Raw genomic sequence first — 18540 nt, 5'->3', positions numbered from 1 at the left:
CACGGTAGAAACAATCCGAAGGGATCGGCAGAGATGACTGGCGTGATAGACACTTCTGCATTGATCCGCCTTTTCGTGCCAGACGGCCCAATACCAGACGGGCTGGAGGAGTTCATGCATGCTGTGGAGCGAGGTATGAATCGTGCCATCGCTCCGGAACTCATTCTGGTAGAGGCGGCGAATGTCCTCAACAAAAAACGAAAACTAGGAGAGCTTTCAGAGGATGAAAGTATGGATCTCCTCACCGATGTTCTTGCTATGCCCATCCGCTACTTGTCACATCGGCCGCTGATCCCTGTGGCATTCGATCTTGCCAAGGAGCACAACCTGACCGTCTATGATGCTCTCTACCTTGCCCTGGCAAAGAGGCACAGCGCTTTTGTCTTTTCCGCCGATCAGAACATCAAGGAGATCGCAGAGGTTCTGGGCTTGAGGTAGATCACGAAAGGAACAAATTTCTTTTTACTAGCTCTGCAACAACCCTCCGGTCCAAGTTTGGCGTCTCCCAAACGTATTGAAAAGGAAAATTGATGCAAAACAAGACCAAAGAGGCAGCCGCCATCATCTGCCGGTCAAAGCTGAGCCTTGCTCTCACCGGTGCCGGCATATCCGTGGAGTCAGGAATCCCGGACTTTCGCAGCACGGACGGCCTGTGGGCCAGATATGATCCCATGGAATACGGCACTATCAGCGCCTTCCGTAGAAATCCGCAGAAAGTCTGGGATATGGTGGCAGAGATGTCGGCATTGATGAACAATGCTCGACCCAATACAGCACATGTGGGTTTGGCAAGGCTGCAGCAGCTCGGACTCCTGCATACCATCATTACCCAGAATGTGGACAACCTCCATCAGGCTGGCGGAGCCACCCGCGTTATAGAATTCCACGGCAACTCGTCATCGCTCATTTGTCTCTGGTGCGGCGAACGTTACAGGTCGCAATCTCTCTCTGGAAAAATGCCGCCAAAGTGTGACTGCGGCCGTATCCTCAAACCAGAAGTGGTTTTTTTCGGTGAACCTATCCCATCTGCTGCTCTGGCAGAGTCCTCCAGGCTGGCAGCAGCATGCGAGGCACTGCTCGTCGTGGGTACTTCAGCGGAAGTCTCCCCTGCAAATACCATCCCCGCCATGGCAAAATCAGCAGGTGCAAAGATAATTGAGATCAACTTGAACCCCACAGTGCTCACTGAAAGTCTCACCGATCTGTTTTTGCCAGGGAAAGCCACGGAGATGGTAAGTCAACTGGTGGAGGCAGTGGAGGAAGCGATTCCTCCTTCTCGAGATGGCCACTTGCACCCCTGAGGACTCGGCCCCTGGCATCACGAATCTTGACAAGTCGGCGAGGTTGGTTTGTTATTAGAAAGTTACCGGTTGGGCCGTGAATCAGCCAGTATGGTATTGATTTGCAAGTGAGGGATTCTGGTGAAGTGACGTATGTTGCCTGTCACTAATTCAAGGCCATGGTAAATGGCAGTTGCAGCAATTTGCAGATCGGCATCGGCAAGAATCAAACCGACTTCCTCGAGGTGAGCGCTGAGTTGCCCAAAGATCTTGGCGGTTGCCACATCATACGGCAATACTGTCACGGCAGGCAGTATACGCTGTTCGATGTTCTTGAGGTGACGCTGCCTGGCTTGAGAGCGAAAAGCCCCTTTATAGAGCTCGCCCGCTACCACAGCGCTGGTAAACTGCTCCTCCCGTGGCACCTCTCTCAGCCAGTTGACATAGGAAGAAAGGGGACGAGGCCGCAGAAGTTCTGATATTGCATCGGTGTCAAATAGAAAAGCCATGCGTGCTATTCCGGAGAGGCTATATTTCGCTGCCCGACGCGAATGGATGCATCCAACAGATCAGCCAATTCGTCCGACCCTTCCCAGCCGCCAGCAAGACTTGCAAGACCAGCCTCAGGCCCGGCTCTTCGGAGCCTCCGCAGATGTTCGAGATCATCAGGGGGCACCATGGCGGCTACTGGCTTCCCATGACGAGTAATGAGTACGGCTCGGCCTTTTTCCACATCCCTTATGCATTGTGACAGAGTGGCTTTTGCCTTGGCTACAGAGACATTCCTGTCCATTACTGTTCTCCAATTATAGTTTATATGACTATAATGACCATAATATTCGTTGTCAAGGAGATTTCCTTGAGAAGTTTTCTGGAGGAAATAATCGGTGAGGTTTTGTCTAAATATTTATAACTTCTACCTGATTATTGAGAAGATCAACGAAAAGTACACCTTTGAGAGTTTCCTCTTTGTCGAGTAACACCTTTATCCCTTCAGCAACCATGATGCCGGCAATAACTGTAGGCGAAAAGGCTGGATTGCCTAGATCTTTCTCGATTCCCTGACGCTTTTTTCCATAGAGGGCGCCGAGCAGCCCGCTGTCAGGTTGGACTACAGCCACCTGGCCATACCAGCCGCCAATGGCGCCGTGCACAATGGGAAGATGGAAGCGGCTGGCCTTCTCCTGCAGGTGGAGTCTGGTGGGAATTTGATCCAGACAGTCGAAGATCAGATCCAACCCCTCATAGGCCATGTCCGGCAGTTCCTCCAACGGTATATCCCAGGAGATAAGTTGCACCGCATCATTTACAGCGGCCACCCTTTCTCGGGCAGCGTTTGTTTTTTTAGTGCCCACAGTGTGGCGAAGTGCTAAGAGCTGACGATTGAGATTGGTGAGGTCAAACAAGTCGGCATCCACTGCCGCAATTCTCCCAACTCCACTGCGGCTCAGTTGGTCCAGCACGTGTCCTCCCAATCCTCCGAGTCCCACCACCATCACCTTCGCTCTCAACAGTGTAGCCTGGCCTGAAAGACCAACTACGCCAAGATTCCGTTCATATCGTTGCAGCACATGCCCCAGGTCGCAACAGAGAGCCTCCAGCTGCCATTTGGGAACAACAAATTCCTCTACCAGTGCTTCAACGACCTGCTCTACTCTGGTACCGGAGGCTATTCGCCGCTGCAGTTCTTCAGACAAAATGGCGTCATTGCTTCTAGACATGAGCAGTTATCCTCCCGCGATTGCAGGAAAAAGAGAAATTGCGTCGCCTTCAGTCAGCTTTGTTTCTGGTCCAGCATGGCGGCCGTTTACCAGTATGACCGCCACATCCGCCAGCGGGATATCCATTTTCTCCACCACATCTCTCACCGTTGCCTCGGGAGGAAGCTGGACAATACCTCCCTGGAAATCCGGCTTCCGCAAGGTGGCAAAGAGCTTCACCTCCAGATTCATCATTACTCCTTCTGCTGTAATTGCTACCAGTCTAGATTAAGGTGAGTATATCATAGCAGGCGTCGGTGTAGCCCGACTATTTCACTGCTGCCATGCGATTCAGCATCGGCAGGAATAGGCGCAGCGAGGGGCGCAAAAAGATGCCAAGGGCCATTAACGCTTGACTTTGGCTGTCTTATTGTTGTATCGCTAGAACAAGTGGATATATTGAATTTATCTTGCAGATCTTGACGGTTCCATTCCATCACAAGCGCAATTCAGATCACTCGAACAAGACTCCTGGAGGTTAAGTTATGAGTAATTCCTTGCGATATGATATAGCCACTGCAAGGCTGAGTTACAGTGGACGCCACGAGCCCACCAGAATGAGCAAGGAAAAGGTTTCCACTTTCAACCTGAGACATCAAGAGGTGCTGGGCTTCTATGGACTTGAACTCGCGGACGGCACTGTGTTCACCATAGACGACAGTGTCAACGGCAAATCTAATCTTGGGGTATTCAGGAGCAAACAGCTTCGCCAGGCTGTAATTCTCGCTGCTGCCCTGCCTGCTGTGGCTGTAGCCCTGGACGGCCTCGGATCTCTCAAAAAGGTTCCCGAGGAACAACAGAGCAAGCAACTGATCAACCGTCTCAAGCGTCACAATGATCGCACTGCTGCTCAGGTCATGAGTGAGGTGTTGCAGATTACTACCGAAACGTTTGACAGGGGAGAAGAGGTTATTATTCAGAGCAGTATTACCGAGGGTGTGAGAGTGAAGCCCGGAGTAGAGGCCGGCGGCAATCCGACCATCCCGGTGGGGGCGCTTTATGGCAAAGAGGAGCATTGCAGTCGGTATGGTCGTGGCTTGAGCAAGGAAGTAACAATGTTATCCATGGGTTCGGACGTGATTGATGGTACGGGAAAATCTGTCAAAGGAATCCACAGTTCTCTCACTGCTCTTTTTATAACAGAATCCGGGTTCAAAAGACATTTGCCAGATATTTATGTGGAAAGATGGCTGGCGGGCGCGTACTTCCCGGAGTTCAATCCAAGAGACACGGACATCAGGGAGGAAGCCCGAATTATCGCCGATGCTTACGGCGGTAAAGATTTTTCTGAAATGACCGCCTTTTTCCTGGACAGGCCTCGCCATCACCCGGCCATGGACCAACTCAACGCCATTGGAGTTGCTACACCATACGATAAAGACGGCGACCTTTTCCCCGCCCTGGTAATGGGGCTCGAGGGGTTGCGCTTCCCGGACGGCAGAGGTCTCTACAGCATGATTGGTGAGATTGGCGGTAGTGCTGAGTGGACAGTGGGCGCACTACCGCTAGTCTGGCGAGGAGGGCAAGGTCTCGGTATGCTGACCAGTCAGAGTTCACTTACCCGAAAAGATCTCTCACCTGAAGATCTATGGAACGAGCGTTTCCACTACACGGAGGAAGAACTGATTCTTCTCCAGGATGCCCGCTTCGAGCAGAAGCCATTTTTCACTGTCTACGATCTCATGGAAAGACCGTTTGCCGGAGGAGTCAGTGCCTTTGCTGCCATCTCTGACAACTACTATTTGCCCCAACTGGAAGGCGTGAAAATTGACCGCGAAAAAGGGCTGATTACCACCAATACTCTGATGATCAATTCTCTGGGAAATATTGAACACTGGCAGTTGATATTCAGGGCACCAAAAGGACTTGACACGACTGCCTATAAAATGAAGTCTCCCAAAACTGCCATGAATGGCCTGAATGGCCCAGAGATTGAAGAAAAAATTAGAGCAATGGCGGACGATGAGATTGAACGATTCAGGCTCAAGCATTTTTTTGTGAATGAATACTATCCTGCCATCATCCATACTGCCGGCAAAATGGTTGTCCTGCGAGAGACGGTAGAAGCATTGATCAAAAGGGGAGCCCTGAGTGGATACGATCGAGACGTTGTGAGCGCCATGGTCAAAGCATTTCCCGAGTGGTTCACAAGCGCAGCCTGAGCCACGACGGAATAGGCAACTGAATGAGGAATTCTGTCAAGAACAAAGCAGGCACTTGAAAAGTGTACTCTTGGGTTGACGCCATGATGCCTGATGGCTAGAAAAGAAAAACAGCAAGCTATTTTTCTCGTGCCCCTTTTGCTGAAAGGGGGCTGGGGGGATTTCGTAAGCGCTTGAAAATCCCCCTAAATCCCTCTTTTCAAAGGGGAACTTCAAAGCGCCGGCCCCCTCCATAATTCTCTCATGGGTAACATCAACTCCAAGAATGGCTGCATAGAGGTAAGTATAAAGCAGCAGGAAAACTGTAGATACTGAGTCATCTATAGCTCACAATCTGTTTAGCTTTCCTGAGTCTCTGTATGGGCATATAATTATGGCGGCAGTAGCATTTGAGGAAAATGAAATACTCTTCGGTGCGGACGGCACCGAAGGTATTGTAGCTGTAGAGCCTGCTGGCGACCGATTTATGCGGCTCTTCATCCGCAACGCCGGAAAACTGACTTTCCGGGACGACGTCTTTCGCCCCTTTTTGTTGCTCGAAGATGTGAGTCTTCTCGACGGCTTCAAAAAACCAGTTGAGGCACATACGCTCACATCAAAAAATGAGTTCCGTTTTCTCGTTCTGTTTGAAACCTGGAACGACTGCAAAAAGGCGGTCAATTATCTGAGAAGCCGCACAGGCAAGACCCCATCAGCGCCAGAGGCGCCCTATCTCTTTCTGTCCGATCCTGTCCACCAGTACCTGCTGTTCAGCGGCAAGACTCTCTTCAAGAAATTGTCCTTCAAGGATCTCCACCGTCTTGCCCTGGACATCGAAACAGCCACCTCACCGGGCTATACCTTCTCAAATCCTCTCAGAGAGGAAGACCGTATTCTTTCCATTGCCTTATTGGACAATCGGGGAAGACAAGAAGTGCTCTTTGGCAGCGATTTGACGGAAAAAGAAATGCTCCAGGTGTTGTCCGAATATATCAGGGAAATTGATCCTGATGTGCTCGAGGGCCACAACCTGTTCAATTTTGATCTGAACTATATTGTCACTCGAGCGCGGATGCACGGCATTCAGCTTCGCTGGGGGCGCGATGGCAGCCAACCGTACTTGCGCCGTTCTCGCTTTACTGTGGCAGAACGAATCATCGACTACACACGTATGGACATCTATGGCCGGCACATCCTGGACACCATGTTTTTGCTGCAATACTATGATGTAACCGCCAGAGAATTGAACAGCTATGGTTTAAAACAGGCAGCGCAGCACTTCGGACTGGCAACAGCCGACAGAGTCTATCTGGAAGCAAGCGAGATGGCCTGGCATTTTGAACATGAGCCTGAATTGTTCAAACAATACAACCTTGATGATGTTCGCGAGACCCTTGCCTTGTCTGAGTTGTTGGCTCATCCGTTTTTCCTGCAAACACGGATCTTTCCATACTCGTATCAAAATGTTCTCATCCGGGGAAACGCTACCAAGATCAACTCGCTCTTTCTGCGGGAATACATAAGGCAGCGAACATCTATTCCGAGGCCGAAAAGTGGAGCTCCCTTTGCCGGCGGCTACACCGATGTCTTTCACACAGGCATCCTTAAACCGGTGGTCTCCTGTGACGTGACATCCCTTTACCCCTCCATTCTGCTCACCTATAAACTGCAGCCTTCGGGAGACAGCCTGGGCATATTCCTACCGCTGCTCGACGACCTCCGCTCTTTTCGGCTGGCAGCAAAAGAGCGAGCTCACAGGTCCAGGGAAGCCCATGATCGAGAGTACCATGAGGCCCTCCAGCAAACGTTCAAAGTATTGATCAACTCTTTTTATGGATATCTGGGGACCAGAATGCATCACTTCGCTGATCCAGAAGTGGCAGGGGAGGTAACCAGACGAGGTAGAAAGATAATCCGGCAAATGATTTCCTGGCTGCGCCAGCATGGTGCTGAACCCATTGAAATCGACACAGACGGCATCTATTTCTTGCCTCCCGAAGATATCACCAGCAGAGAGGAGGCGGCCGCCCTGGTGCAGCGCCTTTCCGATGATCTGCCAACTGGCATCGAGGTGGAGCTGGCTGGTATATATCGGGCCATGTTTTCTTACAAGAAAAAGAATTATGCCCTTTTGACAGAGCAGGGCGAGATAATTATCAAAGGCAGTGCTCTGCGCTCTCGGGGAATGGAAAGATACCTGCGTGAATTTCTCATGGGTATGATTCGTCTATTGCTAGAGGAGAAGGGGGAGGACATTCTGACTCTTTTGCAAGATTTTCAACAGCGCATTGCCAAACATGAACTGCCCATCGAATGGCTTGCCAAAACAGAGACTTTGCGAGAGACGCCAGAAAGTTACAAGCAAAAAGTGTTGGCCAGGAAGAGAAATCCTGCTGCCGCCTATGAACTGGCGCTGGCCGCTCGCCGCGATTATCGTGCAGGCGACCAGATCTCCTATTATGTGACTGGCACTGCCAAGAAAATACGAATGTATGACAATTGCAAATTGGTGGCTGACTATGATCCGGACAATCCCGATGAAAATATTGCCTATTATCAGGAGAAGCTTCGTGAATTGGCAAGAAAATTTGCTGACTTTATCCCCACTGGCGTGCTGCAGTGAGGAAAAAAAGAAGCTGGTCGATTCATGACGAAGTAATTCATCAAAGACAAGCCTGAGAGCAGATTTCGCTTGACAGTGTGGAGACCCTCTTCATATGGTTGGCAGTGAAAGAAGGGTTTGTACTGCCCAGTTTTTAGAGAGGGATAACTAGAACTGATGGGTGTGACAAGAGGAGGGGGTGATTGCCATGAGGAAGCTTATTCGTGTAGATATGGCTGCCAGAGCAGTCAACACTGAGGATCTCCCGGGGGACTATGCCCAACTGGGAGGCAGGGCTTTAACTTCCATGATAGTAGCAAAGGAGGTGCCGCCTCTGTGCCATCCTCTGGGGCCGGATAACAAACTCGTCGTCGCTTCCGGTCTACTGGCGGGTACCACTTGCGCCAATTCAGGACGCTTGTCCATAGGCGGCAAGAGTCCTCTGACCGGTGGTATCAAGGAAAGCAATGTGGGCGGTAATGCGGCAATCAAGCTCGGCAAATTGGGTATTGCCGGCATCGTCATCGAGAATCAAGCAGAGCAGGGAAAACTTTACTGTCTCCTGGTTAACAAGGACGGGGCACAGCTCCTGGAGGCTGACGATCTCAAGGGGCTGAAGAATTATGATCTGGTGGCTCGACTTCAGGAGAAATATGGCAAAAAGGCCGGCATTGTTTCTATTGGTCCGGCGGGTGAAATGAAGCTCTCTGCAGCATCGATTGCGGTAACGAGCACCAATGGCACCCCATCCCGGCATGCGGGCCGCGGCGGCATGGGTGCTGTGATGGGAGCCAAAGGTCTCAAGGCCATTGTAATTGATGATAGGGAGGCACCCGGGGTGACCTATCATGACAAGGAGGCATTCAAAAAGGCAGCGGCCATTTTTCGCGATGCCTTGCGAGAGCATGCGGTCACCAAACCTGGAGGTGGTCTGGCGGTTTACGGAACCAATATTTTGGCAAACATTATCAATGAAGCCGGCGCCTATCCGACTCGCAATTTCACAGACGGGCGATTCGAGGGCACTCAGAAAATAAGCGGCGAAACAATGCACGACACCATAAAGGAGCGGGGAGGAAGCACTACCCACTCTGGATGCTCTACCTGTATAATCCAGTGCTCGAACGAATATGTCGATAAAGACAAGAACTATGTGACTTCGGCTCTAGAGTATGAAACCGTGTGGGCCAATGGTGCCAATTGCGGCATAGATGACCTGGACGCTATCGCCCAGATTGACCGCCTGTGTGATGACTATGGTCTGGACACCATTGAAACTGGCTGCGCCATCGCAGTGGCCATGCATGCAGGGGTCAAAGCCTTTGGAGATGCAGCAGGGCACATTGAATTGCTCCATGAGATAGGGGAGGGGACACCTCTGGGACGAATCCTTGGCAGTGGTGCGGCAGTCACCGGCCAGGCCTTTGGCGTGACGCATGTGCCAGTGGTGAAACGGCAAGGACTTCCTGCCTACGACCCCCGCGCCATCAAGGGTATCGGCGTTACCTATGCCACCAGCACCATGGGTGCTGACCACACTGCCGGCTATGCAGTGGCCACCAATATTATGAAAATAGGAGGCTTCGTCGATCCACTGAAAGCAGAAGGCCAGGTAGAGCTCTCCCGGAACCTGCAGATAGCTACTGCTGCTTTGGATGCTGCCGGGCTTTGCATTTTCGTCGCCTTTGCGGTGCTGGACATCTCGAGCGGCCTGGAAGCGATTCCCGAGATGCTCAATGCTCTTTACGGCTGGAACCTGACCCTGGATGACGTGACTGAATACGGCAAGCAGATTATCAAAGCTGAGCGCCAATTCAATTTTGCCGCCGGCTTCACCTCTGCTGATGATCGGCTTCCCGACTTCTTCACCAAGGAACCGCTGCCGCCCCACAAGACTGTTTTCGACGTTTCAGAGCAGGAACTCGATCAGGTCCTGCAGTTCTAGAAGCAGCACACTGTAGAGAGGCAACAAGGGGGGCTCTGGCCCCCCTTCATAGTATGGCCCAAGCAGTATTCAGGAGTATGATGACTGTACAATTACTTCTCGGTGGATCATTGCGGTACGAAGGGGGCAACGGGCGGCAGGAGAAAGAGCTAGTTTTGCCGGCAGAGAGCACTGTCCATGATCTCCTGTTGATCATTGGCCTGGCGGTTGAGCGAGTCAAGCTGATCCTGGTAAACGGCAGAGGCGCAACTGCTGAAACAGTGCTGCAGCAAAATGATCGGGTTGCCCTTTTCCCTCCCGAGCTCTCTTTCAATACATTTGTGTCACTCTCTTTTCGCAAGGAGGTTGTGGCGGCGAGGACAAAGCTGAGTGAGAAATGATGAAGAGTAGCCGCAACTGGTGGAAGCGGAATGATAGACACCCACGCACATCTCGAGGAAATGACTGACATTGCCGGAATTCTGGCGGGAGCAAAAGAAGCTGGCATCCGGGCGATTGTGGCTGTGGGTGTGGACAGGGAATCCAACCGCAGGACAATGGAACTGGCTCGACGTTTTGCTGGCACCGTCTATCCAGCCATCGGCTATCATCCCTGGTCGATTCACCAGGAGGGGATAGAGGAAAACATTCGTTTTATTGAGGAGCAGCTGGATTCCTGCGTGGCGCTCGGCGAGGTTGGTCTTGATTACAAGTGCAAGGTTAAGAAAAAAATCCAGTGGCAGGTATTTGCTCGCCTTCTCGAGATAGCAAAATATCACGGCCGTCCAGTGATCGTCCATTGCCGTTTTTCACACCAGAGAGCGCACCGCATGCTTGTGGAGGCTGGCATCGAACAGGCTGTTTTCCACTGGTACAGCGGACCACTGGAGGTGCTGGAGAAAATCCTGGAGGATGGCTATTACATTTCTGCAACTCCGGCTCTTGTTTACAGTGAACCACAGCAAGCAGCCATGCACATGGCACCTCTCAACCGAATCCTGGTGGAGACTGATTCGCCAGTGGTCTACCAGGGAAAGCCTGCAGAGCCGGCTGATCTCCTTCTCACTTTGCAGGAGTTGAGTCGAATCAAGAGGATTGATCTAGAAACTGTCAGCCGTGAAACGGCTGTCAATGCCAGAGAGTTTTTCCACATTTGACCTACCAATGAGGCCTTCCCGTTTGTCACAGACTCATAGAGTGTAGAACAGCAGTGTGGTATTATGAATTACAAAGACTGCTCAGGTATGCGAGCATAGTTCGGCTGCAGATTATTGATGATATAATGGCTGATGATGATGCAAGCTGTGAAGATGAGGGATGGAGGTATTTGAACCATCTCTAGGAGCGGTTCTCTAACGGCGATCCGATAAGATGGCCATTTACCGTCAATCGTTTTTTTCGATAGGTTTTCAACCGTGAGCAAAGCGAAAGAGGTCCAATCTTTCTGGTCGTGGCTAGAGAGCCTTTCCTACAAATAATCGTTTCAAAAAGACTAATCTTTCGTAGGAGCGGTTCTCTAACGGCGACATGAGTCGCTCTGAGAAATAGCTTGCTTTAGCTCACTATAACCGGTCGATTTTCAAGGCTCTTGAAAATGAGGATACTTCTTTACGCTGGCAAAGGCGGCGTGGGCAAAACATGTGTGGCGGCTGCCACGGGCATCATTACGGCCACCAGAGGCTTGAGAACTCTGGTCATGTCGCTCGACCCGGCCCACAGTCTCTGCGATGCCTTTGACATGGATCTCACCCTGATGGACAAGAATCGGGGCCAGCCCATTGCAGCCGCAGAAAATCTCTGGCTGCAGGAACTGGATGTTCATGAGGAGATCAGCAAGCACTGGGGAGAAGTGCATAGTTATCTGGCTATGCTGCTCAATACCTCTGGCATCGAAGACGTGTTGGCAGAGGAGCTTGCGGTTTTGCCCGGTATGGAGGAGTTGAGCGCACTGCTTTACATCAACCGCTACGCCCGTGACGAGCTCTATGATGTCATTATCCTGGATTGCGCCCCCACCGCTGAATCTATCCGCTTCGTCAGCATGCCAACGGCCCTGGAGTGGTACATGAAAAAGGTGTTTCGCCTGGAAAGAAAACTTGCCAGCTACATGAGGCCCTTTGCTCGCAGATTTGCTGATGTTCCTCTGCCGGAAGATGATTATTTTGCCAATATTGAGAGGTTGTTCAATCGTCTTCAGGGCGTTGACCGGCTGCTCACCAGCGACAACACCACCTCGGTGCGTCTGGTGACCAACGCTGAAAAAATGGTGCTTCGTGAAACACAAAGGGCCTTCATGTTTTTCAGTCTGCATCGGCTGCTGATCGATGGCATAATAGTGAACCGTCTTCTTCCCGCTGACTTGGATAGTGATTTTCTCGAGGCGGCAGCAAGGAGTCAAGAACAGTATTTAAAGACGGCAGAATCATATTTTCGACCACTGCCCATATTCAAGGCCCCCCAGTATCGCAGTGAGATTCTGGGCTACGATCAGCTGTATGAATTCGGCCGTGGTCTCTATGGCAGCCAGGACCCTACGGAGATCTACTCGCAGCAGCGCCCATATGAGTTTGTCAAAGAGGACGGCAGCAGCTTCATAAAACTGCTTCTTCCCTTTGTGGAGAAAAGAGAAATCGACCTGACGAAAATCGGTGACGAACTCATTATCAAGATCGGCAACTTCAAAAAAAACATTGTACTCCCCAGGATTTTTGTCCTGCAAGAACCGCGAAGTGCTCGCCTGGAGGGGCAGCACCTGGTGGTGGAATTTGGAGGTGAGCATGCCGAAACGCCAGAATGAACAGAAAAACGACAGCAGGAAAAAGGGCGACAGCTGTAGCTGCCCCTTCTGTCTGTCACAAAAAATCTTTCACGAAAAGAGGTCGCAATACCATGAGTTTTTCGATCATCTGCAGAAAGCCAGAGTGGAAGTCCTGCGCGCTTTCAAGTCGCTCATAGACAAAAGAATATCTGAATTGGAAAAGAGGGAAAAGAAGCGGGTTGTCAAAGTGAAGATTGAATGATACCAGAGTATATGGCTTGGCAGAGGAAATATATGCAGCGAAAATAGCTGGAGGAATATTGTGGCAAGCACTGAAAAAGTTGCTCCCTACGGATCATGGAGATCTCCAATCAGCGCAGAAAAGGTGGCCAGGGGAGCAGTGAAACTCGGCCAGGTCGCCCTGGATGGGCAGGATGTTTACTGGACCGAAAGTCGGCCGGCAGAGGGCGGACGCAGTGTAATTATGCGCTGGCAGCCAGGGGGAGAATGCCACTGTATTACCGCAGCTTCCTTTAACGTGAGGACCCGCGTCCACGAATACGGCGGCGGCGACTTTGTGGTAAACAATGAGGCCGTCTGCTTTGTGAATTTCAGTGACCAGCGGCTCTACCACCACAAGGTTTCCCATGAGCCTCGACAACTCAATACTTCGCCGTCCAGACGGTATGCGGATGGAGAGTGGGACCACAGGCGCCAGCGTTTAATCCTGGTGGGCGAGGATCATGGAGGCGAGACCAGCGAGCCGGTGAACTCGCTGGTGGCGGTTTCTCTGACGACTGATGGCGAAGAGCAACTGCTGGCAGCAGGCAATGACTTTTATTCGTCTCCACGTCTCAGTCCGGACGGCTCACACCTGGCCTGGCTCAGCTGGAATCATCCATCTATGCCATGGGACGGCACCGAACTGTGGCTAGGAGAAATTCGCTCTGACGGGACCGTGTCTGCCCCTAGATTGATTGCGGGAGGGGAGAGCGAATCCATAGTGCAACCAGAATGGTCTCCGGATGGCATACTCCACTTTATTTCAGATCGCACTGGCTGGTGGAATCTATATCGCTACCGCAATGCTGTTGAAGCGCTCTGCCCCGTGGAGGCCGAGTTTGCCCACCCGCAGTGGCTCTTTGGCATGTCCACCTATAGCTTTGCCAGTTCCAGGTTGATCCTGTGTACCTACTGTAAGGGCGGAGTGTGGTACCTTGCCAGCCTGGACACCCTCTCAGGAACACTGCAGGATATTGCCTGCCCGTATACAGACATCAGGAACCTCAAAGCAAACGCGGACCATCTCCTCTTTATTGGCGGCTCCCCTCATGAACCTGCTTCAGTTGTCAGGCTCGATCTGGAGACTCGGGAGTTCACAGTCCTGAAACGTTCAGTAGAGTCGACCATAGATCCTTCTTATATATCTACACCCGAACCAATAGAATTTCCCAGCGAAGACAAGCGTACTGCCTTTGCTTTCTATTATCCACCCAAGAATCCCGTCTACAGCGCTCCTGCTGGAGAGCTGCCGCCTCTGCTGGTGCAGAGTCACGGGGGCCCCACCTCTGCGGCAACAACCACCCTGTCCCTGCGAATTCAATATTGGACCAGCAGGGGCATTGCGGTGTTAGACGTGAACTATGGCGGCAGCAGCGGCTACGGTCGGGCCTATCGGCAATTGCTCAATGGCAAGTGGGGCATTGTGGATGTGCAGGATTGTCTGGCTGGAGCGCGCCACCTGGTGCAGGAGAACAGGGTGGACGGAGACCGCCTGGCAATTCGGGGAAGCAGTGCTGGAGGGTACACTACACTGTGTGCTATCACCTTTCATAACCTGTTCAAGGCGGCTGCCAGCTATTATGGGGTGAGCGATCTGCAGGCTCTTGTGGAAGACACTCACAAATTCGAGTCCCACTACCTGGATCGCCTTGTGGGACCCTATGCTGAACAGCAGGATCTCTACCGACAGCGGTCGCCAATACACTTTGTCGAACAAATCTCCTGTCCACTCATACTGTTTCAAGGGTTGGAAGACGAGGTGGTTCCGCCGAATCAGTCTGAAATGATGGCTGCAGCTGTCAGATCAAAAGGACTGCCGGTGGCCTACATACCCTTCCCTGGAGAGCAGCACGGCTTTCGGCGCGCCGAAACAATCAAGCAGGCCCTGGAGGCCGAACTGTATTTTTACTCGCGGATTTTCACTTTCCCCCTTGGCGAACCAATTCCCGTCGTACTGATTGATAACCTTTGTGCTAAGCTATGACACTAACGGCGACATCTTGCATAGCGTTATCACATCTGCTTCGAGTGCTTAGACTGCGGTTGATTTCCTGGCGCTATACAATGGAACGATAGTGCTTACTAATCGCAATATTTCTGTCGTCGTCTTACAACGAATGGAGGCCAGAACTTATGTCAACTTTAATCATCGGGCTGAATTTGTTTCGCAAGTAAGGAACAAATGAATGGCAGATTGCAGAAACAATATGAAACAACTTGTATTAGATAAGCAAAAACTGGGGCGACGGCTCGCTGCTTTGGAAAAAAGAGAAAGAGAGCAGGCGCGAAAACTCATTGAACTGCAGGAGACTGTGGAGCGATATAAATTGTTCTTTCACAGCAGCAATGATGCAGTATTTGTGCATCAACCCGCAGACGATGGTACACAGGGCACTTTTGTCGAAGTAAATGATGCGGCCTGCGAACGGTACGGCTACACCAGAGAGGAACTGCTACAGCTTACACCGGCGGACCTCAGCACTACAGAAAAGGCAGCAGATGTCCGTAAGCGAATCATTCGCCTCATGTCCGAAAAACAGAAGATCTTTGAAACTGTCCACGTCACCAGGGAGGGAGACAGATTCCCGGTGGAAATCAGTTCCCATCTCTTCTCCTATAAAGGGAAACCGACCATTCTTTCGATTGTACGGGATATAAGCGATCAGAAACGGGCAGAAGAGATCTTTGCAAAAGCCTTTCACGCCAGTCCCTTCCCCATGGCAATAACACGAATGAGGGGTGGAACCGTGGTTGACGTGAACAAGGCATTTCTCCAGGTATTCGAGTTCACAAAAAAAGAGGTTGTAGGCCGCAGCATTTGGGACCTTAACATCTGGTCCGAACCCTTTGCACGAAAACGGCTCATTGAAAGGCTCGAGAGAGGGAAGCCCGTTCGCAACGTTGAACAAAGGTTTGTAAGCAAATCCGGCAGGGTGCGGTGGATAAATTACTCCGCAGAGAGAATCGACGTGAGTGGTGAGCCTTGTATTCTTGGCATTGGCAATGATGTAACCGTACAAAGACTAACTAAGGAGAAACTCAGTGAATCAGAAGAACGCTACAGAACTCTTATCGATAATGTCGGCATTGGAGTAGCGCTTATCAGCAAGAATATGGAGATATTGACCTTGAATGCCCAAATGAGGAAATGGTTTCCCTCCATAGATGTTTTGAAGAAGCCATTGTGTTATCGGGTGTTCAACAATCCACCTAAAGAAGAAGTGTGTGCATACTGTCCGACTATCAAGACTCTACAGGACGGCCTAGTGCATCACGCCATCACTGAAACTCCGGCCGGCACAGAAACAAGAAATTACCGAATAATAGCTTCTCCCATAAAAGATAAGGCAGGGAAGATTTCGGCAGCGATAGAAATGGTGGAAGATATTACTGATTACTTGAAGGCACGTGAGAAGCTCCACACCTATCAGGAGCAACTCCGTTCTCTCGGTTCGGAATTACTTCTCACCGAGGAACGTGAACGCCGACGGTTGGCAACCGACTTGCACGACTCTGTGGGTCAGCTCCTGGCAATCGCCAAATTGAAATTGGATACGATCCTCACTATTCCTTCCGCCTCGAAAGACCTGGCAGTTATTGACAATATCAGAGATCTTATCAGGACAGCCATCCAACAGACCCGCTCTCTAGTATTTGAACTGAGCCCGCCAGTACTCTATGAATTTGGCCTGGAAGCCGCCCTGGAAGCATTGTGTGAACAGATGGAGAAACTTGGTGGCATTCGTCTAGAGTATTCGAACGACAAACAGATCAAGCCGCTCCGCCAAGACGTGGCAGTGCTCCTGTTCCGTGCAGCCCGTGAGTGTTTGGTCAATGTGGTAAAACACTCGCAGGCCAGCAGGGCACGATTATCTGTCTACAGAGATGGCGATCAAGTGTGCATAGAATTGGAAGACGACGGCATCGGCTTCGAGATTTCTGATATCACCAGCGATGATAGCTGGGCAGACAAATTTGGCCTATTCAGTATCAAAGAGCGTCTTCGCCACCTAGGCGGCTGTTTTGCTATCTCATCGGAGCCTTCCAAAGGCACATTTATCACTCTGCAAGCACCATTGGAAAGTGAAGAACCTCAACCGATGAGGTGATCTTTACCTCTTAGTGGGACTGCTGTACATAATGGTTAAGAACATTGGCGGGAAAGAAAACCACCACCTGGGTGCAGCAAATAATGTGGAACATGGCCAGCAAGTTACCAAGGAGACAACATGAGTGTCAGAATTCTCATTGCTGATGATCACCAGATCATGCGGCAAGGTCTTCGTTCCCTGATTGAAGCGCATTCCGGGATGGAGGTTGTGGCAGAGGCTGAGAACGGCAGAATGGCGGTACAGCTAGCGCAGGAGATAAAGCCGGATGTGGTCATCATGGATATTAGTATGCCTGATCTAAACGGCATAGAAGCCACCCGCCAAATGATTTCCTTCCTTCCCGAGGTGAAAGTGATCGCTTTATCAATGCATTCGGATAAACGCTTTATTTACGGCATGTTTGAGGCGGGAGCTTCGGCCTTTTTATTGAAAGACTGTGCCTTTGAGGAATTGACGCTGGCCATAAATGCGGCAGCGAGGGGGCGTTGTTATGTGAGTCCGGATGTTGCCGGCAAGGTAATAGATGATTATCTACGGCGCGCACCTTTGCCAAGATCAGCCGCCTTGGTAAATCTGTCTGCAAGAGAGCGTGAGGTGCTCCAGCTTCTCGCCGAAGGTCTTCCCACCAAACAAATTGCTTTCCGCTTGCATGTGAGTGTAAAGACAGTGGAGACGCATCGTCGTCGAATAATGGAAAAATTAGGTCTGCACAGCATTGCAGAGCTAACAAAATATGCCGTGCGGGAAGGACTTACCTCTCTCGAGCCCTGAGCGCAAGAATTGGCGCTCATCCCAGCTGCCAGCCCAGCCCGGACAAGGATTTCCCATCTGCAAGAATCAGAAATTTCGAAGAAGTAAATCAGAGATCCCCTGATTGTAGACTTCACTCATTTGGTGGAAAATAATTGTAATAGCCGACCAAAATGGCCGTGGCATAGACAGCTTGGACAGCGAACGTTTTTGGGGTAACTAGAGGTAGGAGGCCATTGGCAAGTATGGATATAAGGATTGTCAGGAGAAACGGCACAGTGATCATTCACCTTAAAGGATCACTCGACGCCAGCAGTGCTTGTGAGGTGGATCATGCTCTGCAGCGCGAACTGGCTAGAGCAGAGGCTGGCCACTTGATAGTGGACCTGGCTAATGTCAGCTATTTCGAATACTTTGGCATTGCTACTTTTGCGAGGGTCATAAGAGACCGGATCGTACCCTTGGACAGGATAATTTTAACAGGCCTTTCTTCAGCCACAGCGAATGTCTTCAAGAGCTTCGGTATAGAGGATAATAGCGTTGCCCAAGACCAGCAAGGGGAGCAAGATGCTACAGGAAAATGTCCCGCAACCCTGCAGGCAGCATGGCGACAAACATACTGACTGCCCATTTTATGAAGAATGTTTGACCTACGCTGTACAGCAGAAATGGAACTACTGGAGCTGCGGCAGCTGTCATAAGCATATGATGAAGCACGTTTTCGATAAGCTCGAATATATTAGAAGTTACTATTCCATGCTTGCAAAAATATACCCCGAGTTTCACAGGGAATATGGCAACATTATGCAATTGTATGAATAAACTACCACCGAGCAAGCTCGGTGGTTTTATGAGCCGAACAAGTTCGGCTGATCGTTTGCTGACGTTGGTTGGCGTTGCTCTTTGATATACTGCCGTATCATTTCATCTG

17 protein-coding genes are annotated in these 18540 nt (G+C 50.9%); 13 read left to right on the top strand and 4 right to left on the bottom strand.

All coding sequences use genetic code 11. The annotated features are described in order from the left end of the window. Positions 1-33 precede the first annotated feature (33 nt). Complete coding sequence (locus tag JRI89_11895; protein ID MBW2071941.1) at positions 34-438, top strand: type II toxin-antitoxin system VapC family toxin; 405 nt, start codon at positions 34-36, stop codon at positions 436-438. Between the two features lie 92 nt (positions 439-530). Next, positions 531-1301, top strand: coding sequence for an NAD-dependent deacylase (locus tag JRI89_11890; GenBank protein ID MBW2071940.1), 771 nt, complete (start codon positions 531-533; stop codon positions 1299-1301). 62 nt (positions 1302-1363) lie between these two features. Here the strand turns inward: JRI89_11890 and JRI89_11885 are convergent, their stop codons facing one another. The 4 genes from JRI89_11885 to JRI89_11870 form a co-directional block, all read right to left on the bottom strand. Then, positions 1364-1789: a type II toxin-antitoxin system VapC family toxin gene (locus JRI89_11885; GenBank protein ID MBW2071939.1), complete on the bottom strand. Its 426-nt coding sequence runs from the start codon at positions 1787-1789 to the stop codon at positions 1364-1366. A 5-nt stretch (positions 1790-1794) separates the two neighbouring features. Further along, complete coding sequence (locus tag JRI89_11880) at positions 1795-2073, bottom strand: type II toxin-antitoxin system Phd/YefM family antitoxin (GenBank protein ID MBW2071938.1); 279 nt, start codon at positions 2071-2073, stop codon at positions 1795-1797. A gap of 106 nt (positions 2074-2179) precedes the next feature. Then, on the bottom strand, positions 2180-3001 hold the full coding sequence (locus JRI89_11875; GenBank protein MBW2071937.1) for a ThiF family adenylyltransferase: 822 nt from the start codon (positions 2999-3001) through the stop codon (positions 2180-2182). Between the two features lie 6 nt (positions 3002-3007). Beyond that, positions 3008-3235, bottom strand: coding sequence for a MoaD/ThiS family protein (locus JRI89_11870; GenBank protein MBW2071936.1), 228 nt, complete (start codon positions 3233-3235; stop codon positions 3008-3010). A 290-nt stretch (positions 3236-3525) separates the two neighbouring features. Here JRI89_11870 and JRI89_11865 point away from each other — a divergent pair, with 290 nt between their 5' ends. The 11 genes from JRI89_11865 to JRI89_11815 all read left to right on the top strand — a co-directional run bounded on the left by JRI89_11865 (position 3526) and on the right by JRI89_11815 (position 18232). After that, positions 3526-5202 carry a fructose-bisphosphatase class II gene (locus JRI89_11865; GenBank protein MBW2071935.1) on the top strand — a complete coding sequence of 559 codons (1677 nt, stop codon included), beginning with the start codon at positions 3526-3528 and terminating at the stop codon, positions 5200-5202. 373 nt (positions 5203-5575) lie between these two features. Then, positions 5576-7804 carry a DNA polymerase II gene (locus JRI89_11860; protein ID MBW2071934.1) on the top strand — a complete coding sequence of 743 codons (2229 nt, stop codon included), beginning with the start codon at positions 5576-5578 and terminating at the stop codon, positions 7802-7804. 187 nt (positions 7805-7991) lie between these two features. Then, entirely contained in the window at positions 7992-9728 is a 1737-nt protein-coding gene (locus JRI89_11855) for an aldehyde ferredoxin oxidoreductase (GenBank protein ID MBW2071933.1), read from the top strand. A gap of 77 nt (positions 9729-9805) precedes the next feature. Continuing rightward, positions 9806-10108, top strand: coding sequence for a MoaD/ThiS family protein (locus tag JRI89_11850; GenBank protein MBW2071932.1), 303 nt, complete (start codon positions 9806-9808; stop codon positions 10106-10108). Positions 10109-10138: 30 nt separating this feature from the next. Further along, complete coding sequence (locus tag JRI89_11845; GenBank protein ID MBW2071931.1) at positions 10139-10864, top strand: TatD family hydrolase; 726 nt, start codon at positions 10139-10141, stop codon at positions 10862-10864. A gap of 437 nt (positions 10865-11301) precedes the next feature. Then, complete coding sequence (locus JRI89_11840; protein MBW2071930.1) at positions 11302-12504, top strand: ArsA family ATPase; 1203 nt, start codon at positions 11302-11304, stop codon at positions 12502-12504. Then, positions 12485-12727, top strand: coding sequence for a hypothetical protein (locus JRI89_11835; protein MBW2071929.1), 243 nt, complete (start codon positions 12485-12487; stop codon positions 12725-12727). Before JRI89_11840 ends, JRI89_11835 begins: the two co-directional genes overlap by 20 nt. A 60-nt stretch (positions 12728-12787) precedes the next feature. Further along, positions 12788-14731, top strand: a complete 1944-nt coding sequence (locus JRI89_11830) for a S9 family peptidase (protein MBW2071928.1) — start codon at positions 12788-12790, stop codon at positions 14729-14731. Between the two features lie 223 nt (positions 14732-14954). Further along, complete coding sequence (locus tag JRI89_11825) at positions 14955-16856, top strand: PAS domain S-box protein (protein ID MBW2071927.1); 1902 nt, start codon at positions 14955-14957, stop codon at positions 16854-16856. A gap of 120 nt (positions 16857-16976) precedes the next feature. Continuing rightward, entirely contained in the window at positions 16977-17630 is a 654-nt protein-coding gene (locus tag JRI89_11820) for a response regulator transcription factor (GenBank protein ID MBW2071926.1), read from the top strand. 224 nt (positions 17631-17854) lie between these two features. Further along, a complete protein-coding gene (locus JRI89_11815) occupies positions 17855-18232 on the top strand; it encodes an STAS domain-containing protein (protein MBW2071925.1) in 378 nt (125 codons plus the stop codon). Positions 18233-18540: the final 308 nt, after the last annotated feature.

It is taken from the genome of Deltaproteobacteria bacterium, from assembly GCA_019309045.1.
Lineage (GTDB): Bacteria > Desulfobacterota > Syntrophobacteria > BM002 > BM002 > JAFDGZ01.
The sequence above is the reverse complement of the archived record's forward strand: the minus strand, read 5'-3'. Positions and strand labels throughout refer to the sequence as shown.

What these genes read in the sequence shown, in the direction of transcription:
- JRI89_11895 (MBW2071941.1), top strand. Translation starts at nt 34, where the DNA reads ATGACTGGCGTGATAGACACTTCTGCATTGATCCGCCTTTTCGTGCCA.
- JRI89_11890 (MBW2071940.1), top strand. Translation starts at nt 531, where the DNA reads ATGCAAAACAAGACCAAAGAGGCAGCCGCCATCATCTGCCGGTCAAAG.
- JRI89_11885 (MBW2071939.1), bottom strand. Translation starts at nt 1,789, where the DNA reads ATGGCTTTTCTATTTGACACCGATGCAATATCAGAACTTCTGCGGCCT.
- JRI89_11880 (MBW2071938.1), bottom strand. Translation starts at nt 2,073, where the DNA reads ATGGACAGGAATGTCTCTGTAGCCAAGGCAAAAGCCACTCTGTCACAA.
- JRI89_11875 (MBW2071937.1), bottom strand. Translation starts at nt 3,001, where the DNA reads ATGTCTAGAAGCAATGACGCCATTTTGTCTGAAGAACTGCAGCGGCGA.
- JRI89_11870 (MBW2071936.1), bottom strand. Translation starts at nt 3,235, where the DNA reads ATGATGAATCTGGAGGTGAAGCTCTTTGCCACCTTGCGGAAGCCGGAT.
- JRI89_11865 (MBW2071935.1), top strand. Translation starts at nt 3,526, where the DNA reads ATGAGTAATTCCTTGCGATATGATATAGCCACTGCAAGGCTGAGTTAC.
- JRI89_11860 (MBW2071934.1), top strand. Translation starts at nt 5,576, where the DNA reads ATGGCGGCAGTAGCATTTGAGGAAAATGAAATACTCTTCGGTGCGGAC.
- JRI89_11855 (MBW2071933.1), top strand. Translation starts at nt 7,992, where the DNA reads ATGAGGAAGCTTATTCGTGTAGATATGGCTGCCAGAGCAGTCAACACT.
- JRI89_11850 (MBW2071932.1), top strand. Translation starts at nt 9,806, where the DNA reads ATGATGACTGTACAATTACTTCTCGGTGGATCATTGCGGTACGAAGGG.
- JRI89_11845 (MBW2071931.1), top strand. Translation starts at nt 10,139, where the DNA reads ATGATAGACACCCACGCACATCTCGAGGAAATGACTGACATTGCCGGA.
- JRI89_11840 (MBW2071930.1), top strand. Translation starts at nt 11,302, where the DNA reads ATGAGGATACTTCTTTACGCTGGCAAAGGCGGCGTGGGCAAAACATGT.
- JRI89_11835 (MBW2071929.1), top strand. Translation starts at nt 12,485, where the DNA reads ATGCCGAAACGCCAGAATGAACAGAAAAACGACAGCAGGAAAAAGGGC.
- JRI89_11825 (MBW2071927.1), top strand. Translation starts at nt 14,955, where the DNA reads ATGAAACAACTTGTATTAGATAAGCAAAAACTGGGGCGACGGCTCGCT.
- JRI89_11820 (MBW2071926.1), top strand. Translation starts at nt 16,977, where the DNA reads ATGAGTGTCAGAATTCTCATTGCTGATGATCACCAGATCATGCGGCAA.
- JRI89_11815 (MBW2071925.1), top strand. Translation starts at nt 17,855, where the DNA reads ATGGATATAAGGATTGTCAGGAGAAACGGCACAGTGATCATTCACCTT.